The sequence below is a fragment of the Saccharothrix sp. NPDC042600 genome (assembly GCF_040647305.1).
In the GTDB taxonomy this organism is placed as follows: domain Bacteria; phylum Actinomycetota; class Actinomycetes; order Mycobacteriales; family Pseudonocardiaceae; genus Actinosynnema; species Actinosynnema mutabilis.
The window spans coordinates 42,796-69,526 of record NZ_JBEZBW010000026.1 but is presented as its reverse complement, the minus strand read 5'-3'; the positions used below and the strand labels follow the sequence as shown (position 1 = coordinate 69,526).

The following is a 26,731-nucleotide window of genomic DNA, read 5'->3' as shown; positions in this document are numbered from 1 at the left end:
TACGCGCACCAAGCAGTGATGAAGGGAGCTACCGCCTCAGTTGGCCGACATCATGGTCGCGAGAAGTCCCGGCCCCCGGGGGGTCGGAGTCACCATCGGTGATAGCCCTTTCAATAGCCTGCAAGAAGGCACTCACACCACGTCCGATCGGGAAGACCTGTGCGTCTCGATTTCGCACAGCATCGATCGCATCCGTCGCCGCGTGCGCGGCATGCCACGTGTCGACGACAAGGACGTCGGCTCGCGTGGCCAAGGAGCGCAGGGCCGCCGTTCCCACGGTGTCGGAGTTCGACTCGAACGAACCGGGTGAGCACAACAACGCCAACCGCCGAGCCAGTGATGCCGCCGCTGCGGGCAAGAGTGTGTACAACCCCACAACCTTGCCATCCAGCTTCGTCCACGGGTTTCCGGTCTCCGTGAACTGCTGCTCCGGCAGCACCACAGGAACGCCGCTTTCCTCGCCCAGGGCAACGAGCTCGGACCGCTGACGCGCACTCAACCGGTGATGGTAGCTCTGAGCCTTGCTCAGAATTTCCGCGATGACCGAGAGTCGGAGACCGGGATCGAAGGAAGGCGCTACGAGCAGTGCGTCAACCAGACCGATCCCCCAGTCCACGGAAGACGCCGCAGCCGCACGGCTCCAGAGCCTTGCAGTCAACTCCACCGCGTCTCGGTACCTCGACCCGCTAGGGCCTCCGTCGAGGATGCGTTCGAGGAGGAGCAAGTAAGCTTCGCGAACCGGTGCACTGAGATTCTCCTGTTCGGCCAACAACACCAGCACGGTGTCGCAGAATTCTCCTGCAACACCGGTGCCGGCCGCCGCGGCCGCCGCACGGCACAACACATCGAGGCTGGCTGCCACCTGTGCGCCGTTGATCCCACCCCATGCGCTTGACAAGGCATCAGCCACCACTCTGACATCGTCTGCTGCCAGTTGCGACAATCCTTCCCAGCTGTCGCACTGATTACGGGCGACATTCGCCGCGTCGGGCCACGCCACGTCGCGAGCCAGCCGCTCACACCATTCCCGCCAACCCGAGCACGAACCTCCGACGAGTCGGGTCAGGTCCTCGATGTCACGCAGCAATCGACGATCGGGGCGCAAACCGGCAGTCGCCTCGAGACCGTTGACCGCGGTCAGCACGTCGAAAGCGTGCTCGACGTCTTCACTGTCCAGCGTCGCTTGAACCGCCAAGTCGGCCAAATCTGCATCCGGAGCCTCCAGGAAAGCCCGGATGAAGGCACCGTACTGCCCTTCCTCGAACAGATCACGCAAGGTTGCCGACGCGGCAGGGACTTCGAGTTCCCCTTCCGCCAAAGACGTGAGCCGACGCCGTTCGACGTCGTCCTCCGCCGCAAGGAGCAGACGCTTCACCCGCTCCGGGTCGCCGAGCGCCACGGCGGTGACGACTCCCACCGCTCGACCCCCGGCCGAGGCCGGGACATCAACCGCGCTGATCAGCGAGCCGTAGCGAGCACCGAGGTCTGCTTCGTAAAACATCTCACGAGTCGACCGCCCTGTGTTGACCAAGCCGGCGACTTCCGTGTGCCAGACCATTTCGAGCAGGATCTCGTTCACCACGCGCGGTCGTCGAACCCTGAGCAATTGGGTGAGGTTGCGCTGGTCACGTAGTTCACGCCACCGCTCCAGGCGGCCGAGCACCTCGACTCTGAGGAAGCGGATGTTTTCGGCGCTCAACCGACCGGTGAGCTTGATGTCCTCGAAGATCCGTTCGGCCAGACGTCCATCGCGGTGCAACAGCGCAAGCCTGAGATCACGCAGCAAATCCACGTACGACGGGCTGATCAGCCTGAGCCGTGCGTCTTTGCCCTTCACCGTCGCAACGGCATCCTCGATCCGAGTCAAGAGGTCGCCGGGTTGTCCGTTTTCCCTGCGGATGTGCGAGATGTGCCGCAACGCGGCTTCCTCCAGCAAGCGGTCCACTTGGTGCGCGGCTGGGTCCGGCGACACCGAGGTGATCGAGGCGACCGGTCCGAGGAACGCCTGCAACACCTCCCTGCCACGACGCTGTCCCTCGCGGTCCTCCGACAACAGGTAGAAAGCCTGAGGGTCGCGGTCCAGAGGCAGAACCAGCCAGCCTCCGGCTCCCCTTGCCCACGACCCGACTTGTTCCTCGAACAGGATATCGACCCGGTCACGAAGGTCTCTGAAACGCGCAGGGTCGCCCAGGCATAGACGCAAGACGTCCGCCGCCGTCACAACACACCGCCGAAACGTTCGAAGGCATCCATCCGGGCCTGCTCAACGTATGCCTCGTCGGTGCGCAGCTCGACATGCTCCTCCCGCAAGTTGATCCCCGTGTAAGTGATGTTCATGCTTCCAACAACCGCGTAATCGTCGCCTGTCAACGCCTTGGTGTGCAGCTTGCCCGTGGTGTCGACCACCACCTCGATGCCTCGCTCCAATCGCAGGTCCTGTTCCAGCGTTTGCAACCTGCGCAGGAACATGTCGTTGAGCTTGTCCGGAGTGGTCCCCACCACGACGGCCGTCCCCTGCTCAGCCAGCGTCACCAGGATTTCAACCAGCCGCACCGGCCGCCTACCGAAACGAGCGAGGCTTGAGTATGTGTTCGCGCTGTTGTCGACCACCTCGACGTCCGAGATCCACGGTGAAACCAGCCAAATGCTCTTGCTCGGCGCGACGAGCTCGGCAGAGAACAGGGCGCCCAGCATGTCCAGGACCTCGCTGGAACTCTGCGCGCGCGACTTGCGGATCACGCGATTCACAGCGCCTCCCGCAAAAGGAGGCGACACTCGGTGGACCGAGCCGAACTGCGCTGACCGACTACGACCGGATGGCACAGGAGCGGCCCGACCTCCACGGGACGGGACTGCAGGTCCACCAACGCGGCTCTCAACAACCGCCGATCCGAATGACCGGCACGAAGCACGACCTCGCGATGCTCACGCAACGCATCGTGAACCGCCAGTCGCTGATCGTCATCCCACTTGTCCAGGTTGAAACTCGGGGGTCCCAGGCGCACATGAGCGCGAACGGTATTGCTCGAGGGCTCCAGGAAGGGCCCGTAGAGGTTCGTGGACGCCGTCTGCTCACCCCAGGGCCACAGCACGTTCGCCACAGACCTGGCGCGCCGCGGTGCGGATGTCCCCTCGTCGAGGTGCAGCACCTCGTCAAGATGCTCTTCATGAGCCACAAGGGCACCGAGCGTGCGTCCATCGATCTCGAATCCGGAAGCTTCTGCCGCCTCGTCGCGAAGATCGAGCCAAGCAGCGACCTCGGCCAGGAGGTCCGGGTGCGCGCCCGGGCCTGCCAACCTCGTGCTCAACGCCGACCGGGCGGGCCCGCCCAGCGTCAGATCGTCGGCGCGGGCCGCCTCGTCGACCGCGTGAACGGCTTCACCGACAGCCGCGTGGCCTGCTTCCCATGCTTCGCGCAGTCGCCGTAGAGCGGACTTGACGCCCGTCGAATCACTGCGCAGAAGCGACGCCAACTCTTCGTCCATGCTGTCGGCTGACGTCGGTGCCAGTGCGTCCTCCAAAGCGCGCGAGAATGCTTCGGGTTCCTTGGTCAAAACTCTGAGGAACGCCTCGATCTGCCCCGTACCACCTGGTGATGGCTCCGACACCAAGAACCGGCTGTCGTCCTCGGGGGCCAAGTCGATCGCCAACTCCTCGCCATCCACTCCGCGGCAAAGCGCCGACAAGGCGCTGACGACCAGTCGCGCGACTGAGAGTGTGTAGCGGCGCCTCCACCAGGCTTCCCATGCAGCTGATCGCTCCTCGGCCGTGACCTCGCGGACGGCAGCGACGACTGCCGAGATCACGTTGGAGTCCTGGCACCACCCGATCCAGTGCAGACCGTGTGACGACGGTCGGTGGTCATCGGCGCTCGGCGTCAGTCCTAGAACCCCGGCTGCCGCCGTCAGCGCCGCACCCCAACTGTCGTGCCCTGCCAACTCGTCGCCGTCACGCTTCGCGGCTACGACGGCCAGCAACACGACCTCGGCGAGCGACTGCCGGTCGAACCAGGAGAGGTCGGCAGGCAAGTCGGCTTCCACGAGGATGTGATGGCGGAGCCTGCTGGAGCGTTCAGCAGCACTCGGCCGCATCACCTCACCGGGCAAACGGACGACAGCCTCCAAAGCATCACAGTGAACATCCACTCCAACCGCAGCCGGCGACCAACTGTCTCCCTCACCTACCCCGTAGTGCAGACGCACTGTGCGCGCATCAGGCGCCCAAACGGTCCCGGAGGCGGTGGTCGCATACCGGATGGTCCGGACCCCGCCACCTTGGGCATGAACGTGTGCGGACAGCGATCGCAGTACCGTGCCGGCACCCCGATCAAGTGACACTCCGGTACCGCTGCCCAGCGCGGAGACATGGAACTTCCAATCAGGCGCAACCGCTGAGAAGTCACGCACGGCATCTTCCACTGGTCGCAATTCGGCCGAGACGGGCGAATAGACGTCGACGTGGCCGTTCGGCAGGAGAAGTGTGTCGACGGGCGCGGTCACCCGGTACGTTCCTCGAAGGTCGACCCGCAGGGCGGAGTCGTCGGCCCCGCCGGGCAGCGGAATCCAATGCCGCTTGTGTTTCGCCCATATGCCGAAGTGGCGTGTCACGTTGCCCGGGGTGAACTCACGCAACGCGCGCAGAGCCGGCATGTGCTCGACAGTGGTCTCACCGCCTTTGCCGGGAACGGCCAACTCGACATCGGGGACCAGGAGGTCATCGAAGAGGTTGCCCGGCACGAACGGTCGCAGCGGAGTGCGGGTGCGCAGCCCGGCATCGTCCGGCAACGGTTCCTCACCACTCCACTGGTCCTGCAACAAACGCCGCATCGTGGGTACGACCGCCAACAAGAGTGGGCGAGGCGCGTCCCACAGGACGCTGTCCACCACTGACTGCGACACTTCGCCCTCACCCAAACCCAACGCGCGGAGAAGGTGTCGACGTAGCCGTTGACGCTCAGGCCCGGAGCGGAGCAGTCGATCTAGCAGGCCCGCGAGCGCGCGTTGCCTGCGCTCGGCACGCTCACGCTGTTTCGGGTTCTTGGGGTACAAAGCCGCGGCGGGACCTGATAGATCCACCCATGTCGAGTCACGGTCGTTGTAGTGCAGTTCAACGGCAAGCCAGTCCAGGAGTGCGTAGACGGCCTGGATCCTCAGCACGTAGAGGTTCTCGACCGGCAGGTTCCGCGGTGGCAGATCGGGGTCGAACAGGGCGTCATAGCCATCCCACGCTTCGCGGTCGCGCCCCCAATCGCTGAGTACGACGACCGTCCAAGGCCTGGTCCTCTGGCTGCGACCAGCCCGTCCTTTCCGCTGAAGGAACTGAGCCGCGTCGTGTGGGGCCTTGTGTTGGACGACCGCGCCCACCCGCTCGTCGTCGAAACCGACCTCCAGGGTCGCGGTCGCAACCACGACCTGCGCTTCGCCGGCCACTCCCCGGTCCTGCGAGCTGGTACGACCGATTCGGAGGGGGCGGTCTGCCTCGACACCGTGGCCAAGCAGTTCAGGCAACCACCACCACTGCCCGTCGCGATCTCGAACCTCGGCGGCCTCCTTGCGGTCCGGGTCTACTCGTTCCTGGTTGGTCGACCTCAGATGCGCCAGTGTCAACGGGCGCTTGCCCACAGCAGGCCTGCCGGGCCACCGCCAACCTTCGGCGTCCAAGAGGTTCCAGTAGAGGCGGTTCGTGCTGTCGAGCTTGTCGGTGAAGACGAAGGTGCGACTCCCGAATACTCCACCCGATGTCGGTGAGCGTTCGGTGAAATCACCTACCGTCGTGTCCAAGCTACGGGCCAACGCCATGGTCGTCTGGATGCTCGTCGAGAGCGTTCCTGCTTTGGAATGGGGATCACTTCGGATTGCGAGCAGGTACTCCGCTCCCGCCTCTTCGAGTTCATCGGCGTGCGGGTGCACGACGGTGATCGAGGTGGGTGGCAAGTCCACCAGTCGCGCGAAGAACTCACCGGCATTGGTCAACGTGGCAGAGAGGCCCACCCAGGTCGGTACACGCCCGAGCGCGTGCTTCAGGCGGCGAAGCAGGATCGCGTTCTGGGCGCCCGTCGTCCCCTCGTAGGTGTGCACCTCGTCCAACAGCACAGCCGAGAGACTGGCGGGGCGAAGCCCGAACGCCCGGAGGCTGCCGGGGGCGGACAGTTGCCTGTTCAGCGACTCGGTGGTGCTCAACATCAGATCGGCCGGGCGGTCTCGAGCGGAATCCCGGGTGAGCCGCAAGAACCTCCCATCGATCACCGCTTCGCAGGTCGTGCAGACAAGCTTCTCCTCATTCCGCAGCACATCGGCCTTGTTCCACACCATGTCGGAGTCGCATTCAAGGCAGCGCAGAAAAGGACAGACGTACCCTCTTCCCCGTTCGACCCATCCTTCGGCCCACCCTTGGGTCACCGCGTAGGCACTCGAAGGCGTCAGGCCGAACCAAGTCGCGAGACTGAGCGGCGACGACCCGGGGTTCGCCGTGTGAAGGGCAGTGGTGTAGCCGAGCAAAGCTCGGAGTTGATCTTTGAGCAGCTCATTGCGCGGGTAGAGCGCCAGACCCAGAACCCCGGGTTCACGTCGCGTCTTCGCTTGATCGGCCAGCCACGACAGCAGTGGCAGGTAGAAGGCTAGGGTCTTACCGCTACCCGTGCCGGCGGTGACCATCACACCGGTGCGTCCACCACTGCGCAGCGCCTGCAACACTGTCGACGCACTCCGTCGCTGAAACCCTGAAAAGGCATCTGGCGCCAAGGCCTGCGCCGCGCTCAACCCCAGGGGACCGATCAGGCCCCGGATGTCGTTGAGCACTTCGTCGACAGGGACATCGCGCTTGGGCCTCCGGCGTGGCCGGTGCAGGAACCGGTGGTCCAGCACCAAGGGCTTCCCCTCGGTGACAGCCTGGCCTCGGAACGACTGCCGGAGTGTCGCGATCAGCCGCACCGTCTCAGCGCTACGGGACCGATAGCGGCGGCTCGGCGTTCGCACGATCAGGGCGGCATCCACCAGTTGCTTGAGCAGTTCGCGCGGCGGGCCGAAATCCGAGAGAACAGCATGGATCTCCTCTTCGTCCCACTCAGCACCGACGGCGCCCCATGCCAGGAGCCGGGCCTCCCGCAATTCGACAGCGGTCAGCGCGTCAAGTGCTGCGTCATCCACGGGGAACCTCCACCGGACTACCCGCTACTACCTTGAAGTTCCCAGCAACGCCGTGGTCGTGAAGCCAGGACAGGACTTCGGCGTTCAGGAGGCCGACCGAAGCACCGCCTTGTGCTGCGGCCGACACAAAGACCTTCACCGCCGTCGGCAACGACTCTTCGAACTCCTCCGCGAGGGTCACCACCTCATCCAGCCGAGCCAGCGCGGCGGCGTCCGGTGTCTGACGCCTCAGCGCAGGCAGTTCAACCAGCGCGTCCCTCAACTTGCCGGCGACGGCGAAGGATCCACTTGCAGCAAGGACGTCGACTAGGTCACGGAGGGCGGCGGCGTCTCCCGCACGAGCTTCGACGTACTCCGACCACGCCGAGTCGACGGAGCTCCGAGCACGCGTGTTGAACTGCTTCAGTTCCCTAACGACCACGGCGATCTGTCGCCGGTCCGGTTCCGACTCCACCGTTTCGAGAGCGGTCTCGAGACCACTCGGCACCGCGATACCCTTCCACCAGGAACCCAGCCCCACCTCAGCGGCAGCAGCGAGACCTTCGAGTTGATTGAGCAGTCGACTGAGATCTCTAGCTGCCTCCGAGATCACCCTGAGATCTTCGTGCGCCTGCTTCGCGTCGCTCGCGCGGCGTACAGCGCTTCTGGTGTCGACAACCCAATCAGGTGCATGGTCACCCACGGCGGCCCCCCACTGGCCTCAACACATCGATGTATTTCCGGATACCGGACAGTGCTGAGCGAACCGCCGATGTGCGCGCCTGCAGGTCTTCCGCGGTGCCATCGTTGCGCGCGCACTCGGCACGGGTAGCTTCCAAGATGTTCTTGATCCGAGCCAACGCACTTGCACCGCGGATCGCCGCCGCCGCCCATGCCTGCGCCGCCAACACCTGATCTCCCGCAGGAACCTGGTCGTCACCCCGCCAGCCGAGAGGCAGTCCGGAAGGCATGCGCTCGACCAAGTCAGTCGCCTCGCGGAAAGAGCCGACTGCGTCAGCCGGGCGGAACAGTCCATGTTCCACCGCGAGTTCACCGGTCTCGCGCGCTACCTTCGCCACCTCCTTGGGAAGATGGCCGTCAAGCACGGTCTCAAGGTATTCCATCGCCTCGACCAGTTGTGAGAGTTCGCCTGCGGCGGCCTTGTCCACCGCCGCCGCCAATTTCTTCGCACCAGCCGCGACATCGGACCCAGCAGGAGCCATCTCTTTCTCAACGCGCCGTAGATACTCGACCGGCCTGTCGAGGATCGCTTTGAGGTCGAGTTCAAGCCCGACTGCATCGATCAATTGCGGGCTGCCGGTCTCACCTTGGCGAACCGATGCGAACTGCGCTATCAGGTCGATCGGTGAAACGGTGCCCAACACATCGCGCGCCACACTGTCGACCCCGCTCCAGGAGTCGAGAGGCTCGGCTTTCATCGGCTTGGCGCTCAAGACATCGTTCACCGCGCCCAGCCGGTTCGGAGGCGTGCCGAGGGCGAGTAAACACACTGCCCGTACGCCGAGGGCGGCACGCGCCACATCGCGATTGGCCACTGCTTCGATGAACCGCCGGCGGACTTCCGTCGCCCACTGGTCGAGCCGGTGTTCCAAGGCGAGCATGAGGTCAAACGGCTCGTAGCCATCAGGCCATGGCCACTTCCCGGCTTCTGGCTCCCAGGTTCCGTGGTCCCAGAACCACTTCGCTGCGATGAGCACTCGGACATCGGCCGGGTCGCGGGTCAAGTCGAACCGGATGTTGGCGGCTGCAGGCGCGCGGCCGCGGGCATCTTCGATTACGAAGGCGTGCCTTGGAAGAAGGCCCTCGAGCAATGTGGCACCTGCACCGTCGCCCGCTGTGTGAAAAAGGTCTAGATCGAGGTTGAGTCGCGACAGGACCATCTTCCGCAGGTTCCTGCGATACTCGTCCGCCTCGGCGGCGGGCATCTCTTCAGTGCTGTTCTGCCACTGGAACAACGAGTTCAAGGGGCTCGGTTGGAGGTCTTCGATCGGTTTCGCCGGACTCGACCCGCGATCCGCAGGGCGATCGGGCGACTTCGTCACCGGCGTCGAGGCGACCGTGCTCTTCTGCCCGGATGGCCGCAGTGAGAACGCCTCCGCCACAGTGGGTGCCAATTCACCTTCGTCCGCCCAGAGAACGAGAGCGCGGTACAGACGTTCCGCTTGTTCCCCGGCGGTGCGGCCGACTACCACCTCCTTCGACCGCCGAACCGTGAAGTCGAAACGCTCACGAAGACGTTCGTGCGGGTAGTCACCCTGGGCGATGTGGGCGTCGGCTTCGATCAACTGTTCGCGGACGCACACGTCGAGGATGTTACGCGGAGTGGCGTTGGCACCGCGCTTCGCCAGGCCACGGCGCAGGGCGACCTCGTTGTACGGGTATAGGCCGACTGCGCCGACCCCGGGGACATCGATCGTGCCGAACGCAGCGTGGCACTCGTCCCGGAAGCGGCAGGGACTCCCTTCTTCCCTCGTGTCACAGGCGTTCCTGGGCCAGTCTCCTCGTTCGTCACGGGCACCTACCCACGATGCTTCGACATCGGCGCGACCGACGCGAACGAGGTTGAGGTAGCGAGCGACGAACTCCCGTCGATCCACCGTCGCCGTCGAGTTCACCGCGAACCAGTGCGTGATTCGAGTGCGGACAGTCTCGCGGAGTTGACTGAAGGGCGCGTCGGTGACCGCGAACACCACGCGGAGCGGGGCCAGGTCCTCGCCGGGCTGGGTGGTGAACTGGTCGTACAATTCGCCGTCGATCAGACCGAACTGGACAAGGTCCTCGAACAAGAGGACGAGTTCCTTGCCTTGCTGGTGGAGGAGTTGACGTGACCTCCGAAACAATGAGTCGAGCGTTTCGCCGTTGTTGGCGCGGAAGCCCAGGGTGCGTGGAGCGGCCGCTCGCAACGCTTCGTCGAGCAACCGCAGCACCGCCTGTCGTTGGGCTTTGACGACCCTCCACAGGTCCAAGAGGTCGGCGTCGGCGGACAGCGCCCTCACCACACCGGGCACTTGGAACGGTAGATCCTCTTCGGCGAAGCCGTCCTGCTGTTCGTCGCGGCGCGAGGTCTCCTCGTACACCGAAGCAACGAACCGGTCGAGCAACCCACCGCTGCGCAGCAGTGAGGCGTTCACCAACGTCACGTTCAGAAGGTCCGCCAAACCGTTCCTGCGCTTGCCCTCGCCGTCAGCAGTTCCGAGGAGCATGGTCCGGGCTTCACGGCGGTCCGCGTCCTCCTGCGACTCTCCCGGCGCAGGTATCGAGGGTTCGAGTACCCACGTCAACACGTGCCGCATTTCTTCGAGCAGCCGATCGCGCAACTGGTTTGGGCTGGTACCGCCAACTGCGGCGTCCACGCGCTCCATGATCTCGGCGCCGCCTTCACCGGGCAGCCCTTCGACGATTCGCTTGAGCAGTTGACGGATCGTCTGAACGGCTCGCGGCACGTACAGTACGTGGAACCTGTTGTCGTCTTTGGGAAGGTTGGCGTGCACCCATCTGACGACGTGGCTTTTACCGGCACCCGAGTCACCGGTGACCGCGATCAGCGAGTTGCGCCGCGGGTCTCCGAAGGATGCCATGAGGGCACTGAGCACATGCTGTTCCCCTGCATCCGCATTGCCGACCTCGGGTCCTTCCCGGTGCTGGATCGCCATCGGTGTGTGCGCTGCCAGGAACAGCGCGTCACTCCCGAGGGGGAGCTGGCCGATGTCCGAGAAGACGGTTTCTCGAACGGACCGCGCACTCCAGCAGCGGAAACCCCTCATCGTGCTGGTCATGGGCGCTCCTCTACGATCTCGATCCGGGCGATGCGACGATCCCTGCCGCCGACCCGGAGAACAACGGCGTCCGCGAAGTCGTCCGCGTGCATCAACCGCACCCGATTCGCCCGCTCCAGCTTCAGCAACGCCAGGGACACCGCTTCTGTCGGCCCAGGCGGGAGGCTGATCCCATCAGGAAGTGCTCGCAGCAGACGAGGGTCGCCGAGCAGGGGAGCAAGTTCGTAGAGGCGATCGAGCCACTCCTGAGCGGATGCACTCGACGGCATCTGGCCCACCAGTCCTTCTACCGCACATGTGGGATCGACGGACACCCTCGACTTGTTACGCGAGACCGTCATGCTGACCAAGCCGAGCGCCCTCGCCCAGCGCAGGAACGGGCGCCATTGCTCCGGGTTGTACACCGCTTGACGCATACCAGCCTGTTCGAACTTCTCGCGAGGCCCCTGATCCCACTGGTCCGATGTGGACCGCAGCGGGTCCCACATGAGCAACCAAGTGATCGCGTACGGCATGTCGGGTGGCGGCTCGTCCTTCTCCACCGCATCCAGCAATCGGACACCGAACCGCCGAAGCAGCAACGTGCGAAACGCCCGCGAGTCAGCGGGCGGCATATCGCGGATCTGCTCCACGTAAGTATGGCGCAAGGTGTAGACGCGACGGTCGCGAACACCTTCCGTATTCAACAGACCGATGTCGACACCGATCTGCAGAGAGTCCGACAGGACCGGCGGCACCTTAGCAGTCCGACCCGCACGACCCACTTCCGCGGACAGCGACGCCGGCGCCAAGGCCGCGTTCATCCGGTCGACAGTGGCACCAGGCGGGTGGTGCGCGAGGTACCGGCAGATCACGAACAAGGCGGGAGCGCTCGCGAGGACTTGGTTCTTCAGGTAACTCAAGATCGGCTCCCGAGGATCTCCAGTGCTGTACGCGCGTCAAGGCTGAGGAAATCACGTCCTACTTCACGCCCATCCAGGAGCGCGCCCGATCCCAGCAGGAGTACGTCGAAGGATCGCTTGAAGTGTCGCCGCTGCGGTACCCACAGACTCGGTGTGAGCCATCCTCTGGGCACCACGCTGCCGGGCGGATAGACGACGAACGACGGCGCGGGGGTCAACTCAGCCGGCCTGATCGGTTGAGGATCCCAGAAGATCCATGGAACCTCGGGCAACTCCTCGTCGGGGAGTCCTGCGACATGCCGCACCCCACGACGGACCAGTGCTCTGGCGAGCGGGACCGCGACCTCATCATGGTTGTCGCTGGTCAACAGGATCACCCCGTTTCGGGCACCGGCCGCCGCGGCGAGGTGGTCGAGATCGAGACCTTGTGACCCGTCGAGCGGCCACGCTTCGATCGGGTTCGGCAACATGGTTGGCCGTGGTTGCACGCCAACCTGCCTACACCCCGGGCACCTCCCGCACCGAGGTTCCGGGGCCACGGATTCTACTGCGGCTTCGCCGAACAATTCGTAGATGCGACTGGAGGGCTGGTAGTATCGAGCGATTCCCTCGCATGCCGCGACACGCTGCTGGGAAAGGGCGAACATCGCGTCCAGTGACTGCCTGGACCGTTCGATCTCCGCTCGCTGCCAAGGGCCCCATTGCTCTTCCCAGAACGTGACATCGGCCAGGTCACCATGGTTGACCTCGATCGCGACCCAGTCGGACCTACCGTCGTCACCGGCGGGTAGTTCCCGACGCTCTTCGAAGTCGGATTCAACGTGGGAACACGCGCCTAGTTCGACCAGGGCCTGCAACAACTGCACATTCCACCTGCGATTGTAGGTCCCTCGACCAACACCGCGACTGCCTTCCAGGTCTACGAACGTCTTCTGCAAACGCTTCTGACGGTGGCCCCAGATATCGACCCAGCGGTCTTTTCCGGTTTTTGGGCTCAACACCGTTGTGATCAGGTTACGAGCCTCGTCGTAGTCCTTCTCCTCTGTAATCAGCAAGCCAACGGAGACGTCACCGTCACGCCCGCCGCGACCCACTTCCTGGTACCACCGGTCAACCGTTTCAGGCAGGCAGGCGTGGACGACTGTCCGGATGTGCGGGTAATCGATGCCCAAGCCGAATGCTGAAGTGGCGATCACGAGGTCCACGGTCGACGGTTTGCCCGCCGTACTCCGCAAGCCTTCCAGCACGCGTACCCGCTCTTCAGTGCTCGTCTCGCCAGTCACCACGGCCAACCGCTGATAGCCCTGGTTTCGAAGGATTTCCCCCCACGCACGGGCCGTGTCGGGCGACGTGACGTACAGGATGCCCGGCCGCGGCAGCATGGCCAACGCCTCCTGCACGTGCTGCAGTCTCACTGCGCCGTCATTGTCGGCCCTGATCCACAAGTCTGGTTCGCCACGGAGAGCGTTCGCCGCCACCAGCGCGCACGGGCCAGGTTCACCGAACAGGGAATGCAGGTCCTCCAACTCGTACGAGCCGAGCGTTGCGCTCAGGAGGAGGGTCTTGGGTGGCGAATAATGGTTCTCGCACGCCCGAGCTATCAAGCTCCTCCTGAGTTCGGCCAGGGTGCGGAACTCGGGCCGGAAGTCACGGCCCCATTGGGTGACCAGATGCGCCTCGTCCACGACGATGCCACCCAGCCGCCCCGTGCCCGCGGCCTCGAGAAGGAATTGCCGGAGCGTTCGCGTCATGGATTCGGGAGAGGTGACGAGGAGTCGCTGCCGAGCGTCCTGGATTCTCGTCTTCATGACCTCCCGGATCTCGGAAGGGGTATCTGCGGTCCACGCGAAGTGGAGTTCCGACTTGTCGACGTCGGAGTACCGGCGTGCGAAGTGGTCACGGAAACGCCGTTCGAAGTCGTACGCGAGCGCGACCGTTGGAACAACGATGAGTGTGACCGCGTACTTGTGCTGCTCGGCGAGGCACAGGGCGACCTCGGTCTTCCCAGAACCCGTCGGCAGCATCGCGATTAACGTACTGCCCGCGGGCATCGACACGGCTGCCCGGCACGCCGCACGCTGTCCCGGTGTCCGATATGTCCGGTATCCGGTGCACCGCTCGAAGAACGGGTCGGCTGCGGGCCCATCGCCGTGGAAGCGCTTGCCCACGGCGGTGCCACCAGCAGCAGCGGCATCGGGCGCTCCGGGCCCGAGCCATGCCGGCTGCCACGGGATCGCCGACCACCTGTCCCGTCCGGTTTCGACCAGTCCGGTCATCCCTGCGCAGCGTTCGAGTCTGGCCGACAGCGACGGGTGTACCGCAATGCGGTAGTCGTGACCATCTCGAAGGGACCACCGACGGAGCAACTGCCTCATCAACACCGCGAAGTCGAGGTCGCTGCCATCCGCCGAGCGACTGACGTGCGCGAGCCTGGCATGCAGGTCGTCAGCGAACGCGGCATCGGGCGCGCCGCCCGCCAGTACTTCCAGCAGTGCGCTGTCCTCGTCACCGAAGTCTTCATCGATCATTTCGATGGCCAGAGTACGACTGCCCCACACGCGACTACCGACACCGCCGGCCGCTCTACACCAAGCGTCAAGGCTCGTCCCAGGTCACGCTCGCGCTCCAGGTCGCCACGAGCCCCGGCACGTTCTGCCTGGGAAGGCAACCGCAGGGAGCGCGCGTTAAGGACGTCCAACCGTCGCTGCACCTCCACCGCGGCTCGCGTCGCAGCGACTCTCGGGGTCGTCGTCAACGACGGAGTCTCGCGCAGGTGCTCCCACGCCGCCTCGGCTGCCGCCTTGCACACCTCCCGCCAGTCCGGAATTTCGGCCAGCACCTCCTTCCACACCCCGCCTTTGAGCAACCGGTCGACCGCCTGGTCGAAGGGCCTCTCCAGCATCGACACGGTGGAGGCATCCGCAGGCCCGTCGCCGTTGGTCCACGTGCGTTCGAGGACGGGCGCAAGCAGCGCATCGCCGCGGCGGCGCAGCCTGCGCCTCGCCGCTTCACTCTCGGCACGCAGGTGCGAATCGTCGAACTCGACGAGAAAGTCGCATTGCAACCACAACGTGGCGATCCGCACGGAGGGATCGCGCCGGATCACGGCGCGGGCTCGGCCGCGTTCGTCGACGCGAAGATAGCGCTCGAGCCAGTCGATCAGCGGATCCCCCAGCCGGAGCGGCGCGACGCCGACCCGGTCCGTCGCGACCCGCCGCGAATAGGCGCGTGAGGTCTTGAGCAACGGCAACACCTCGTCGGCAACGTCCTCCGGCGCACCGAACACCATCCGCTGCGGATCGCTGTCGAACCCGACCACCCCCGTTGTCGGGTTCTCGAACGGTCTCAGATCCAATCCGCCCTGCATCGACGTGAGCCGGGTGAAGGCGTCCGTGAGCTTGAGGAAGTCGTCCTCAGCCCTGTTCAGCTCGGCAATGCCGTCCTCGTCGAAGTCGGACGCGACGGCGACGGACTCCATCTCTTCGAGGAGGTCTACTTCCGTACGCTCGGTCTCCAAGGCCGACCGGAGCGCGGCGAGGTCCATTTCGAAGGCGAGGTTGCCCTTCTCCAACAACCGGCTTTTGAGTTGCTCCACGACTTCGACCAGCTTGCGCTGAAGCGTTGCGACAGACGCTTCGAAGATGCCGATGCCCTCGTTCAAGAGACGCACATGCGGCGCCACCCAACTGCTTTCGGGTTCGTCGACGACCACGACCACCGCGGGTTCAACCCTGCGCGCGAACCTGTCCAGGCGGCCGATCCGCTGCTCGAGCCGGTTCGGGTCCAACGGGAGGTCGAGATTCACCAACACGTGGGCGTCCTGGAGGTTGCGCCCCTCCTCGATGGTGTGGTCGCCGACCAACACGGCACCGCCGTCGGACGACAGGAAGCGCGCAACCTCCGTTTCACGGTGGTCGACAGGCATAGCGCCGAAGTGGCTACTGACCTTGTTGTGCCACCGAGCGACGGCGGCGGTGTAGAACTCTTGAGCGGAGTCGGCCGGGGTGCCTACGACGGCCACACGTCGCCCCTCGCGCAGCAAGCCGTCGACTACTCCCAGCATGAAGTCCAGCCTGGCACCGGTGTCCGCCAACTCGAGCCTCGCCACCGCGCTGCGGAAGAGGGCTCGCTCTCGCTCGGGCACGTGCAACGGATTGCCGGGCAGGGCGGCGAGCCGCTGTTGCAGATGCCGCAACAGCGCCTTCGGACCGCACAGGCCGTTCAGGACAGTACGCCCGAACACCTCGGCGTCGGCAGCATCATCCTGGAGTTCGTGGTACTGGTCGAGGAACTCGTCAACGGTCGAGCGCGTCGGGTCGCGGAAGGTGATGAAGGTAGCTTGGCGCCCTGCCACCGGATAACGTTCGGTCGCCTCAGTGTTGCGTCGGTGCCGGATCATCCGACGGCTGATCCGGTACGTTTCGCGAACGTAGTTGATCAACTCTTTCCAAACGGGTGCGTCCGGGGCGTCCGCCGTTCTGCAGTCACGGGCCAAGCCGGCAAGAACTGGGTCGGAGCGATGTGCCTCCTCCAGTTCAGCGAGAACCGAGACGCGCATCGATCGAGTCATACGCAACGAGGCAAGCGCTTCGAGGTTGGTCGCCTCGGTCTCACGCGCCGCTACCCGAGCGCGGAAGTCTGCCAACGCATTCCTGGGGAACGCTGTCGAGTCGACCAGGTTCAGCAACTGGAGGAACTCATCGAAATTGCCGCGCATCGGTGTGGCCGACAGCAACAGCAACCCACGAGTAGCCAGCATGTCCTCGTAGAGTCTCGGCGCGCGGCGAAGGTGCGGGAGCAGTCGGTGCGCTTCGTCCACCACGACGAGCGCATGCTTCCGGACGTCCGCCTGGTCCGCCATGCGTTCGTGCCTGACCAACCGGATGCGACCAACGGACAGGGCGTTCCCCAACAACAGCCGACCGCGCAGTTCATCCTGCCACTGCCGGATCAACGGCGTGGGAACAGCGATCAACGCGGTTGCGTGCGGATCGTCGAGCAACAACTGGCGCAGGACCAGGCCGGCCTCAATGGTCTTGCCAAGGCCGACCTCATCCGCCAACAGGTAGCGGAGCACTGGGTCGGCAAGGACACGCGCAACCGTGTCCAATTGGTGTGGATAGAGTTCGACTGCTGCTGAGAGTACACCTGTGAAGCCGCGTGAGACCCTGCGCTGCCGCAGGAGTTCGTCACGGAACGCACGGCGAGCCTCGTAATACTCGGGAGAATCGCACAATCCGCTTGCCAGGGCCTTGGCCGGGTCCGCCAGCGGGAGGCTCCACCGCACGACGAACCGGTCACCGGCGAGTTTGACATCGCGCGAGATTCCGGGTACACGGACGTGGTACTCACCGAAACCGCTCGCGTCGACGATTTCCGCTGCATGCCAACCGTAGGGCTCGCCCTTAAGCCAGACCCTAGTCCCTTTGGCGACCCGGACCACTTCCAACTGCTCCACCGGAACAACGACCTGCGTCTGCGCGACGCCGGGTATGTCCGTGTACACGACCACGGCTCCGTCCGGGCGCTTCTCTGTGCAGAACCCGTAGCCGTAGTCGTTGGACTTCACCTTCACCCAGCGGCGGACATAGCGACTGGGCGACGAGAACTTGTTGAGCAATTCAGCCACTCACAATGCGACAGGGCACCACGTCGACACCGGACGCTGTTGACGGGGACACATCGACGCAGGCCGCCTCCGACCTGCCTTGTTCCGATCGAACCGGTCCAACGTTGATCCACAACGACGTTCGACACACCGCAGAGTTGCGGAGTACATCGAACTTGCAGGACGAACTGGCCGACCAAGCCGCGACGTCGGCCACGGATCGCCACCCATCCCAGTCTCGGACAGTCACGCAAGGCGTCGGTCGGGATGCGAAGGTCGACCAGGTGGACATCGCGCCTGTCAACCAGACTCCAAGAGATCTACGTCGGCCCACTGCTCACCTGACACCGAGCACCTTGCAACAACATGTACCACGGTCGGGGTTCGAACAGGCCCGGATTCAACGAGGACCCGCAGATTGCGACGGGCGGCCTTGGCAGCGCCGTCACGCACGGGTTCGAGGCCAACCTGGGTATCAAACCCGGACTGCCACTGAACCGGCTACGGCACCACGCCTTGCTCGGGGCACGTGACGGCGCACCGCACGGCTTGCGTTCAGGCGCTTTGATGGCGATACGGGTGTGCAAGCGACGGTGTCACGGATCGTCCGAGCATTTTGGCGTCAACCCCCCAGCCTGTGAGCGTGTTGCCTGGAACATCGCCGCTGAACACACTGACGTTATTGCGCCAAACGGGTGACTTTCGCGTCTAGCTCACAGATCGAGATCGCGCTCCAGACCCGGACCGAAGATGAGCATTCCTCCAAGTGCCTCATCACGCCGCCGGATCCGGTGTGCCACATGGGGGTCAGGTCACTGAGGAGGCATGCCGGCCGACGCGCAGCAGGTGGTCGCGGACCACGGACACGTGCGGGTTGGCCGACGCGCCGGGGCGTTGCACCAGGAAACCGGTGTTGATCGGCGGGTCCTCCGGCTCGTGCAGCACGACCAGGTCGCCGGCGGCCAGCTCGCGCTCGCACAGGTAGCGCGGCAGGACGCTGAACCCGCTGCCGCCGACCACCGCCGCGAGCACCGCGCGCAGGTCGGGCACGGTGACCGCCGGGTGGCCGGTGAGGCGGCGGCCGAACACGTGCCGCCAGTAGCGGCGCACGATCGGCAGGTCCTCGGCGTAGGCGACCAGCGGCACCCCGTTGAGCGCGGCCGGGTCCTCGACCGGACCGGTCCGCTGCGCCCACCGCGGCCCGGCGACCAGCACGAACTCCTCGTCCGCGAGCGGGGCGGAGGCGAGGTTGCGGCCGCGCGGGCGGTGCGTGGCCACGACCAGGTCGAACCGGCCCGCGCTCACCCCGTCCAGCAGCTGCTCGGTCTGGCCGGCCGTGATGCGCAGCCGGACGCCCTGGTCCACCAGCGGGGCGAGGTGGGGCACGACGCAGTGGGTGAGGAACTCCGCCGGTCCGGCCAGGTGCACGGGCTCGACCGGGCCGCCGTCGTCGCCCGCCACGGCGGCCAGCGCGTCGAGCGGTTGGCCGACGCGCGCGGCGAGGTCGTCGGCGGGCGGCGCCGGGACGACCCCGCGGGCCTGCCGTTCGAACAGCTCCCGGCCCAGTTGCCGCTCCAGCGCGCGGATCTGGGTGGTGACGGTCGGCTGTGACAGGCCCAACAGGCGCGCGGCGGCGGTGAACGAGCCGGACCGGTAGACGGCCAGGAACGTGCGCAGGAGGTTCAGGTCCAGAGCACCCGAGCCATTGGTTCCGCTATCCCTCACATGCAGAAGACTATTGGATGTCTATGGGTCTGCGCGCCTAACGTCAGGGACGTCACCTGTTGTCTTGTGAGGAAGTCCGCGATGCCGTTCTCCAGCCGTGAGTGGCGCCTGGCCGCCCGTCCCGTGGGCGAGCCGAAGCCCACCGACTTCACCTTCGCCACCACGACCGTGCCCGACCCCGGTCCCGGCCAGCTCGTCGTCCGCAACGATCACCTGTCCGTGGACCCGTACATGCGCGGACGGATGAACGAGGGCGAGTCGTACGTCCCGCCGTTCGCGTTGGGCGAGCCCATGACCGGGTCGGCCGTGGGCACCGTCGTGGCGTCGGAGGTGCCGTCGCTGCCGGTGGGGACGACCGTCACCCACTTCCTGGGCTGGCGCGAACACGCCCTGCTCGGCGAGGGGGAAGTGCAGGTCGTGGACACGACCCTGGCTCCCGCGACGGCGTACCTGGGCGTGCTCGGCACCACCGGCCTGACCGCGTGGGCGACGCTGAAGGAGGTCGCGCCCGTCCGGGAGGGCGACGTGGTCTTCGTCTCGGGCGCGGCCGGCGCGGTCGGCTCGGTGGCCGCCCGCCTGGCCCGTGAACTGGGTGCGGCCAAGGTCATCGGCTCGGCCGGCGGCCCGGTGAAGGCCGCGCGCCTGACCGCGGACTTCGGCTACGACGTGGCCCTGGACTACCGAGCCGGCGACATCCACAAGCAGCTGGCCGCAGCCGCGCCCGAGGGCGTGGACGTCTACCTGGACAACGTGGGCGGCGACCACCTGGACGCAGCCCTACGCGTCATGAACCGCCACGGCCGCGTCGGCTTGGTGGGCGCAATCTCGGCGTACAACGCCACCTCCCTGCCGACCGGTCCAGCACACCTGCCGCTGGCCATCGGCAAGCGCATCACCCTGCGCGGCATGATCGTGGGCGACCACCTGCACCTGGCGGCTGACTACGTCCGGCGCGCGGCGGGATGGCTGGCCGAAGGACGCCTGGTGACCGACGAGACCGTGGTGGACGGGATCGAGAACGCGGTAGAGGCGTTCCTGGGCCTGATGAAGGGCGCAAACACGGGCAAAATGCTGGTCCGCACGTCCTGATCCCGACGTGCCTCAGCTCTAGTGGAGCAACCGGCCAGGGGCCGCACCGGTGCTATGCCAGACCCGCGTGCAAGAGCTTCTCCGGCGAATTTCCGCGTTCCGGCAGTTGGCCAGTCGTCAAGGTAGTGGCCTTGGCTCGGAGGACTCAGACCGACAGGTGCGTTGCATCGTCCCGAACATCGCTTTGAGGCAGCTTCAGACCAGCCGATGCCGGAGCCAACGGCGAGCCGCGTTCGTGGGAGCGGTGTTCGGGAACTTCCGCCCCCACATCTGTACCAGTGATGCGCAGTAGGCCGTCACCGCGTCGGGACGAGCCTCTGCGAAGCCCTCGAACTGATGCGCCCACTTCTCGGCCGCTTGGGGATCGTGCCCCTCCGCGATCAGGCGGATAGCCAGGTAGGCGGGGTCGATCCAGGCGGCTCCAGTCCGCCACCACGCCCAGTCGATCACTCGCGCCCGGTCCGAGACGAGGAAGTTCAAGGGGTTCAAGTCCGAGTGGATCAGACGGTTCCCGAGCATGTGCTCGGGAGCACGGGAGGCCCACGACGCGAGCAGTTCGGCGTTCGCAGCGCACCCAGGATCGATGCCCACGTGGGGTGCGAGCCGGTTCTGCTCCCCCACCATCCGCTTCCACTGCGCGGCGATCGGACGTTGAGCCACGGACTTCGGAGGCGCGGGAGTCCGGCTGATCTCCACCACCGCCTCCGCGATGAGCGGCAGGTCCGAGGAATCAGGGGACAGGTTGGCGTGCCGCCCGATGACGTGCTCGAACCCGAGCAGCAGCCAACCGTCCACCTCGATCTCCCACAACAGGCGAGGGGCGAGCCGTTCGGGCAGGAACGGACTCACCACCGCCTCGTTGCGGTGCATCCAAGCCGATGGCGAATCCGCCGTGATGCCCTTGCAGAACACCCGATCGCAAGCCGTGGTCAAGATCGCCGACAACTCGGAGCTGCGCCCCGCGGAAGGTGACTCGGACGTCAGCACCGTTCCGATCCTGCGCTCTACGGCCAGCCGTGCGCCTTCGGGCAGGTCATGCCAACCACGACGGTTCGTCATCTCTCCTCGTTCTCGGGGTCACTGCCCGGTCGTCACCAGTCGGAGGGCCGCGAGCTGCCCGTCGTCGCCCTGACCACAGTTGGTGCACCCGGCGTGGCACTGCGTGCACTTGCCGGACCCGGTCGCCCACAGGGCCGGGTCCACCTCGAATCCGGCGGCCCGCATGGCTTCCACCGTAGGGGCCAGCGTCTTCGCCGTGTCGGCGGGCGTGGCGCGCGGAGGAGCGAACGCCTCGGGCACGTGGTGGAGGAACCGGCCCGCAACCCGCTCGCAGAACTCGGCGTAGTCGACGGTGTTCAAGATGAACTGGTGCCAGCCGAGGTCGACGCGCCGGCTCGGGCGGTAGTGACCCTCGGGGCTGTCAGCACACACCTTCAGGAAGGCGACGGTGGCGTTCACGATCCGCACCGCTTCGTCACCGGTCATTCCGGCGTGCTCACTGATCAACTGCCGTACCAACCGGTTGTGCAACTCCGGCGAGATCAGTCCGTGGCCGGGAGCGTTCGAGAGCGTGGACAGCATCATTCAATCCTCCTACTTTATTCGCTGAATACGCCGAGAAACCGCAGATGGTTTACAACTCATGAGCACACCATGGCCGTTCCGAATCGTTCGTTGAGCATCAGCCGACCTTGCTGAGGTCGTTCACAAGATGTGATGACGACGGAGTCAAGTTGTTCAGGGTCAAGCGGCAGACGGTGCCACAATTACAGTCACACGTGCATTGGTCCCGCACCACGGAGCCAGCGGTCGTTACCTCGTTCGTGACGCGTCGGCGGTGCAACCCGTACCAGCAAGCCGGGCACCCTTTCATCGTCGCAACCTTTGCCCGCGCGCCGCACGCCGAAGCCTTTCGATCAGGTGCGCCAGACCTCTGCGCGCGGCGCTGAACCTGATGCCGGCGTCGCAGGAGCGGCATCCGCAGAGCAGTGCGTGGTAGGCGCGGTAGACGTAGATGGCAGCGGCTGCGGTGAGCACGCCCAGGGCGGCGCCGGCGATCCAGCCAAACGAGCCCAAACCCTCACAAGCGCGCCAAATGATTCCGGCCGAGTAGTCGAGCTGAACGGCGGTCATCCACACACCTCCAGTTGGGTGCGGAGTGGGGCCGGGGACGGGGCCTTGTCGGGGCGTCGGAAGCACCCGACCCCACTCCGCTGTCTGGGCTGGCGGGAAGCGGCGCTACCCCGGGTCACGCTGTCCGTTTGCGTGACGCGCTCGGCCTCCCGCCAGCGACTCTGTTCCTACCGGCTTCATCGGACACCGGCCTTGATCAACACGTCTGATGAGGTCTGGTCGGCTGTCTGGTGAGGTCTGGTCGCGCGTTTGCGGGAGTCGGTCTGGTTTGAGCTGCGCTACCGTCTGGTATGAAGCCGGACAAGCAGAGGGGTGGACCGTGGCGCAAGTCGTCGAGGTGCCTGGTGCGCAGCTCAGAGCCGCAAGGAGGTACTCAGGGTTCTCGCTCGCCCGTATGGCGCGCGCTACCAGCTACTCGAAGTCGTACCTCGGGCTGGTCGAGACCAACGTCAACCCGGTTACCCTTGAGGTGGTAGCGGCATACGAACGAGTCTTAGGGGCCGGCGTGTATCGACCAGACATCAACCATCCGAGGCTACGGAAGATCGAAAGCCCCGAACATCTCGAACGAATCCTCAGGGCCGTTGAGAACGGAGAACCGGACATCTTCGCCCAGGGACCGACTTCGAGCAGCATCGACGCTGCGGTGGCTCCGAACCTCGGCCCCCACGCGATCGAGAACTTCCGCCGTTGGGCTGTCGAAGGTAAAACCTCGACGCTTCGGGCCAACGCGGTGAGTATCCTGGGTTTCCTGCCCGGTCGGGCGAACGCCGACGTTGTTGTTAGCGTCCTCGACACCGACGATGTCGTCCGACGGCTATGCCTGGCGTCCGAAGTTTCCCGACTCACGCAGTGCGCGTGGGACGTCGCGCTCGCTGTCGCGGACGACCCGACCACCGCACCGGACCCGAAGCGGCTGGCGTCGAAATTGGCAAAGGAAGCCATCGACCCGAAGGACACCGAAGCCCGCTGGTGCGCAGGTCATCTCCTACAGCGGATGGCCGTGGTTCTCGGTCCGGAGAGCTGACGAAGAGGCCCCGTCCACAAGATCGGACGGGGCCTCTTCGTGTCGTAGCCAGACCATCGAGCACCCTTTCCGGCTCACGAGTCTCGTCCGTCGGACACATGGCCAGTGAGTACGAGTTCGCCCGCGAGGCGATCACCACGCGCGGTGTCGGGCGGCAGCTCGGCGAGTTGACCAAGCGGGGCGGCCGGTACCGCCGACGTCAGTTTCCCCTCCGGCAGGCCGCAAGGGGTTGAGGGCCGCAGGCCGCCACGTGCTGCGAATCCCGCCTGTGGCGGCCATGCGGCTTGGGAACCCGTGTGCCCTGCAAGAGGGTCTTCAACCCGACCTGCACGCGATGGCCTGATCACGTCGAGAGCGGTCGCGCGCTGCGAGCTGGTCCCCGGTTGTCCCGACTACCCGTCGGTCTACTTCGGCAGTTGCTGCTGCAGCTGCTGGGCCGTGTCCTTCATCTCCTGCGTGATGGGGTCGCCCACCTGCGCATTGCCGATCTTGTCGAGCAGACCGCCGAGCACCGGGATATTGGAAGCGAGACCGCCGGTGAGGTTCTTCAGGTCATCCAACGTACCCATGATGATGATCAACTCCTGTCCACAGATCTTGTCACCGTCCGTATTTGGACGGACACGCGCAGTACAGCAACGCCGCCTTGGTGCTGCAACCGGCGTTACACCATCCGGTGAGAGCCGCGACCGACACGACCACCCCACCCGCCCCACTGCTCCAGAAGGTCTGGCGGAACGGCAGCATCCAGGTCTCCGAGACGGCCACGCTGATGGGCAACGCCTGGCAGGAGCGCCGCCTCATCGACGAGTCCATCACCAAGTCGGTCATGCCCAACCGGTACATGCCCACCGGCACGGCCCAGGTGTTCAGCCTCGACCAGTGCGCCCCGGTGATGGTGGAAAGCCCGGCCAGGGGTCCCTGTTCAGCGAACCGCCGGCCAAGACCAGCAGCTCCGACCGACGCGCAGATCTACGGCGAGATCTCGCTGGAGTACGGCCCGGAGATCACGCGCCGCCGAAGTCCCCGGGATCCTCGAACGGTGCGTCGGGCGGGTGCTTCAGGTGGCCGCCGCGCACGGGACCGGCGGTTGGTGCTCGGAGCCTGGGGCTGCCGCGTGTGCGCGTCGCAGCCTCGCCGCGTAGGAGGGCAGCCTCGGAGTGGTCCGCGTGGGGCATCGCCCAGGACATTGGGGCGGACCGGGGAAACCGACCGCTGCGAGGTGTTGTCCATGGCGCACGCCCGACCCGTTGTCCGCACCCGCCGGCCCACGCGGCTGATCGTCGGCAGCGCCGTCGCCGGGGTGTTGCTCGCGGTGGTGTGGTCTTACGAGTTCGTCGACCACGTCATCGGCGGCAGCGTCGCCAACGCGCTGCTCGGCGAGGAAGCCGCGACCGCGTCCCTGGCGAGCACGGCGGCGGGGTTGGTGTTCGCGTTCGTCTCCGGGCTCGCGGGCACGTTCACCGCCTGCAACATCGCCATGGCCGCCTCCGTCGGCCCGATGAGCCAGGCCGGCGGACGCTCCCTCGTCCGCCCCTTCGCGTTCTTCACCCTCGGCATGGTCGGGGTGTCCGCCCTCTACGGCGCGATCGGCGTGCTCATCGGCCCCACCCTGCCCCAACTGTCCACCGCGACCATCGGGACGATGCCGGCGCGGCTGGTGCAGTCGGCGGTCGTGTTCGGGGTGGTCGGGTTGGCGCTGGCCTACCTCGGGCTGGCGACGCTCGGCGTGGTCCCGGACGTGTTCCGCCGCCGGCCCGTGGCCCGGGTGGTGGTGCTCGGGGCGTTGGTGGGCGCGTTCCTGATCGGTCGGCCGTACCCGTTGTTCATCAAGCTGTTCCGCTCCGCGGTGGAGTCGGGCAACCCGCTCTACGGGGCCGGGACGTTCGTGTTGCAGTCGCTGGGCAACATCGTGCTGGTCGCGGTCGTGTTCGCGGTCCTGTCGCTGGTCACCAGGGGGCGGTTCCTCGCGGCCGTCGCCCGCGACCCGCGCCGCACCGCCTCGGTCAGCGGCGCGCTGCTCATCGCCCTCGGCGTGTTCCTGCTCGTGTACTGGGACGTCCGGGTGCCGTCGATCTTCGGCATCGGCTGGTTCCCGACCATGCCTTACAACTGAGAACCGAAGGAGCTGATCGTGTCCGCGACGACTCTCGCTGCCCCCACGACCGCCAGGTCGGACTCCCCCGTGCGGAACGGGGCGCTCGCCGGGCTCGCCGGCGGCGCCGTGTTCGGCCTGCTGATGGCCGGCGCGGACATGCTGCCGATGGTCGGGCTGCTGATCGGCGTCGACAACGCCATCGTCGGCTTCCTCGTCCACATGGCCATCTCGGCGGTCGTGGGCGGCCTGTTCGGGCTGCTCAGCCGCGGCTTCGCCGACAACATCTTCCGCATCTACCTGCTCGGCATGCTCTACGGCGTGGCGTGGTGGGTGGTCGGCGCGTTGATCATCATGCCGCTGTGGCTGAGCGTCACCGCCGACTCCGCGATGAGCGACATGGTGTTCGTCATCGGCAACATGCAGTGGCTGAGCCTGTTCGGCCACGTGTTCTTCGGCCTGGTCACCGGTATGTCCCTGCACGCCCTGCGCGGCCACGCCCGCTGAACCGGCGGCACCGCGGCCCCACGGGGTCGCGGTGCCGCCGTCAGTCCACTTCGGACACACGCACGCAGCACAGGCCCGGCGACGGGTCCAGCCGCGCCCGCAACCCCGTGTCGCTCAACAACCCCTCCACCAGACACAGGTTCGCGCCGCACACCATCTCGGTGTGCCGTTGCGCCAGGCTGTGGAACGGGCAGTTGCCGAACACGATCGAGTCGCCCTCGGCCCGCGGCTCGAACCCCAGCCGCTCCAACGCCGCCACCGGATCGTCCGACCGGAGTTCGCGACCCAGCTCACGCGCCCGGCGCTCCAGCACCGCGCGCGGCGACTCGCCCGAGGCGTGCGACTCGTCCACGGCGTCGGCCAGCAGGAGACCGATCAGCTCGTACCGGTTCTCCGGCAGCGACACCGTGACCGGGTGCGGCGCGCGGCGGTAGAGCTTCGCGGGCCGACCCGCGCCCGGACCGGTCCGGCCGGTGCGCCGCTCGTGGACGGCCTCCAGCAGCCCCTCGCCGACCAGCCGGTCCAGGTGGAACGCCACGGTGGTGCGCGGCGCGCCCACCGCCGCCGCGGCCTCGTCCCGGCCGACCGGCCCGGGTTGCCGGACCACGTAGTCGTACAGCCGCCGCCGGGTCGGCTCGTCCAACGCGGCCACGGCGGCCACCGGGTCGTGCGGGTCCTCGACCATTCTAAAACCAACTTCTGTTGACGAAATCGCCTGCGGACT

Annotated in this window: 19 protein-coding genes; 4 read left to right on the top strand and 15 right to left on the bottom strand. The window is 66.1% G+C overall.

Annotated elements, in window-relative coordinates; all coding sequences use genetic code 11:
* Nucleotides 1-28: 28 nt before the first annotated feature.
* From dpdD to AB0A74_RS18445, 9 genes are all read right to left on the bottom strand, one after another.
* Nucleotides 29-2,221 (bottom strand): protein DpdD, encoded by a 2,193-nt coding sequence (dpdD, locus tag AB0A74_RS18485; protein ID WP_358250881.1) that lies wholly within the window; start codon nt 2,219-2,221, stop codon nt 29-31.
* Complete coding sequence (gene dpdK / locus AB0A74_RS18480) at nt 2,218-2,748, bottom strand: phospholipase D-like domain-containing protein DpdK (RefSeq protein ID WP_358250879.1); 531 nt, start codon at nt 2,746-2,748, stop codon at nt 2,218-2,220. The genes dpdD and dpdK overlap by 4 nt, the downstream gene beginning before the upstream one ends.
* A complete protein-coding gene (dpdJ, locus tag AB0A74_RS18475; RefSeq protein WP_358250877.1) occupies nt 2,745-7,145 on the bottom strand; it encodes a protein DpdJ in 4,401 nt (1,466 codons plus the stop codon). Before dpdJ ends, dpdK begins: the two co-directional genes overlap by 4 nt.
* Complete coding sequence (locus AB0A74_RS18470; protein WP_358250875.1) at nt 7,138-7,737, bottom strand: hypothetical protein; 600 nt, start codon at nt 7,735-7,737, stop codon at nt 7,138-7,140. The genes dpdJ and AB0A74_RS18470 overlap by 8 nt, the downstream gene beginning before the upstream one ends.
* A gap of 82 nt (nt 7,738-7,819) precedes the next feature.
* Complete coding sequence (locus tag AB0A74_RS18465; protein WP_358250873.1) at nt 7,820-10,921, bottom strand: ATP-binding protein; 3,102 nt, start codon at nt 10,919-10,921, stop codon at nt 7,820-7,822.
* Entirely contained in the window at nt 10,918-11,823 is a 906-nt protein-coding gene (locus tag AB0A74_RS18460) for a hypothetical protein (protein ID WP_358250871.1), read from the bottom strand. Before AB0A74_RS18460 ends, AB0A74_RS18465 begins: the two co-directional genes overlap by 4 nt.
* The gene (dpdF, locus tag AB0A74_RS18455; RefSeq protein WP_358250869.1) at nt 11,820-14,351 is read right to left on the bottom strand and encodes a protein DpdF; all 2,532 of its coding nucleotides are present in this window, start codon (nt 14,349-14,351) and stop codon (nt 11,820-11,822) included. The genes AB0A74_RS18460 and dpdF overlap by 4 nt, the downstream gene beginning before the upstream one ends.
* Nucleotides 14,348-17,452, bottom strand: coding sequence for a protein DpdE (gene dpdE, locus AB0A74_RS18450; protein ID WP_358250867.1), 3,105 nt, complete (start codon nt 17,450-17,452; stop codon nt 14,348-14,350). Before dpdE ends, dpdF begins: the two co-directional genes overlap by 4 nt.
* Nucleotides 17,453-18,238: 786 nt before the next feature.
* Complete coding sequence (locus AB0A74_RS18445; protein ID WP_358250865.1) at nt 18,239-19,156, bottom strand: LysR family transcriptional regulator; 918 nt, start codon at nt 19,154-19,156, stop codon at nt 18,239-18,241.
* A gap of 81 nt (nt 19,157-19,237) precedes the next feature.
* Between AB0A74_RS18445 and AB0A74_RS18440 the strand changes: the two genes are divergently transcribed.
* Nucleotides 19,238-20,245 carry an NADP-dependent oxidoreductase gene (locus tag AB0A74_RS18440; RefSeq protein WP_358250863.1) on the top strand — a complete coding sequence of 336 codons (1,008 nt, stop codon included), beginning with the start codon at nt 19,238-19,240 and terminating at the stop codon, nt 20,243-20,245.
* A gap of 195 nt (nt 20,246-20,440) precedes the next feature.
* Here AB0A74_RS18440 and AB0A74_RS18435 read toward each other — a convergent pair whose 3' ends face one another.
* From AB0A74_RS18435 to AB0A74_RS18425, 3 genes are all read right to left on the bottom strand, one after another.
* Nucleotides 20,441-21,304, bottom strand: coding sequence for a phosphotransferase (locus AB0A74_RS18435; RefSeq protein WP_358250861.1), 864 nt, complete (start codon nt 21,302-21,304; stop codon nt 20,441-20,443).
* An 18-nt stretch (nt 21,305-21,322) separates the two neighbouring features.
* Nucleotides 21,323-21,829, bottom strand: coding sequence for a hypothetical protein (locus AB0A74_RS18430; RefSeq protein ID WP_358250859.1), 507 nt, complete (start codon nt 21,827-21,829; stop codon nt 21,323-21,325).
* A 285-nt stretch (nt 21,830-22,114) separates the two neighbouring features.
* Nucleotides 22,115-22,378 (bottom strand): hypothetical protein, encoded by a 264-nt coding sequence (locus AB0A74_RS18425; RefSeq protein ID WP_358250857.1) that lies wholly within the window; start codon nt 22,376-22,378, stop codon nt 22,115-22,117.
* Between the two features lie 319 nt (nt 22,379-22,697).
* On the opposite strand from AB0A74_RS18425, the gene AB0A74_RS18420 reads away from it, so the two are divergent.
* Nucleotides 22,698-23,405: a helix-turn-helix transcriptional regulator gene (locus tag AB0A74_RS18420; RefSeq protein WP_358250855.1), complete on the top strand. Its 708-nt coding sequence runs from the start codon at nt 22,698-22,700 to the stop codon at nt 23,403-23,405.
* A gap of 404 nt (nt 23,406-23,809) precedes the next feature.
* Here AB0A74_RS18420 and AB0A74_RS18415 read toward each other — a convergent pair whose 3' ends face one another.
* A complete protein-coding gene (locus AB0A74_RS18415) occupies nt 23,810-23,986 on the bottom strand; it encodes a hypothetical protein (protein WP_358250853.1) in 177 nt (58 codons plus the stop codon).
* A 19-nt stretch (nt 23,987-24,005) separates the two neighbouring features.
* Nucleotides 24,006-24,236: a hypothetical protein gene (locus tag AB0A74_RS18410; protein WP_358250851.1), complete on the bottom strand. Its 231-nt coding sequence runs from the start codon at nt 24,234-24,236 to the stop codon at nt 24,006-24,008.
* A gap of 400 nt (nt 24,237-24,636) precedes the next feature.
* Between AB0A74_RS18410 and AB0A74_RS18405 the strand changes: the two genes are divergently transcribed.
* On the top strand, nt 24,637-25,521 hold the full coding sequence (locus AB0A74_RS18405) for a hypothetical protein (RefSeq protein WP_358250849.1): 885 nt from the start codon (nt 24,637-24,639) through the stop codon (nt 25,519-25,521).
* Nucleotides 25,522-25,539: 18 nt separating this feature from the next.
* Nucleotides 25,540-26,007 (top strand): hypothetical protein, encoded by a 468-nt coding sequence (locus AB0A74_RS18400; RefSeq protein WP_358250847.1) that lies wholly within the window; start codon nt 25,540-25,542, stop codon nt 26,005-26,007.
* A 40-nt stretch (nt 26,008-26,047) separates the two neighbouring features.
* Here the strand turns inward: AB0A74_RS18400 and AB0A74_RS18395 are convergent, their stop codons facing one another.
* Nucleotides 26,048-26,692, bottom strand: a complete 645-nt coding sequence (locus AB0A74_RS18395) for a helix-turn-helix domain-containing protein (protein ID WP_358250845.1) — start codon at nt 26,690-26,692, stop codon at nt 26,048-26,050.
* Nucleotides 26,693-26,731: the final 39 nt, after the last annotated feature.

Excerpts from the sequence above, each read along its gene's own strand:
- AB0A74_RS18440 (WP_358250863.1), top strand. The coding sequence starts at position 19,238 with ATGCCGTTCTCCAGCCGTGAGTGGCGCCTGGCCGCCCGTCCCGTGGGC.
- dpdF (WP_358250869.1), bottom strand. The coding sequence starts at position 14,351 with ATGATCGATGAAGACTTCGGTGACGAGGACAGCGCACTGCTGGAAGTA.
- AB0A74_RS18425 (WP_358250857.1), bottom strand. The coding sequence starts at position 22,378 with ATGACCGCCGTTCAGCTCGACTACTCGGCCGGAATCATTTGGCGCGCT.
- AB0A74_RS18395 (WP_358250845.1), bottom strand. The coding sequence starts at position 26,692 with ATGGTCGAGGACCCGCACGACCCGGTGGCCGCCGTGGCCGCGTTGGAC.
- AB0A74_RS18410 (WP_358250851.1), bottom strand. The coding sequence starts at position 24,236 with ATGACCGACTTGGTGATGGACTCGTCGATGAGGCGGCGCTCCTGCCAG.
- AB0A74_RS18430 (WP_358250859.1), bottom strand. The coding sequence starts at position 21,829 with ATGATGCTGTCCACGCTCTCGAACGCTCCCGGCCACGGACTGATCTCG.
- AB0A74_RS18435 (WP_358250861.1), bottom strand. The coding sequence starts at position 21,304 with ATGACGAACCGTCGTGGTTGGCATGACCTGCCCGAAGGCGCACGGCTG.
- AB0A74_RS18405 (WP_358250849.1), top strand. The coding sequence starts at position 24,637 with ATGGCGCACGCCCGACCCGTTGTCCGCACCCGCCGGCCCACGCGGCTG.
- AB0A74_RS18465 (WP_358250873.1), bottom strand. The coding sequence starts at position 10,921 with ATGACCAGCACGATGAGGGGTTTCCGCTGCTGGAGTGCGCGGTCCGTT.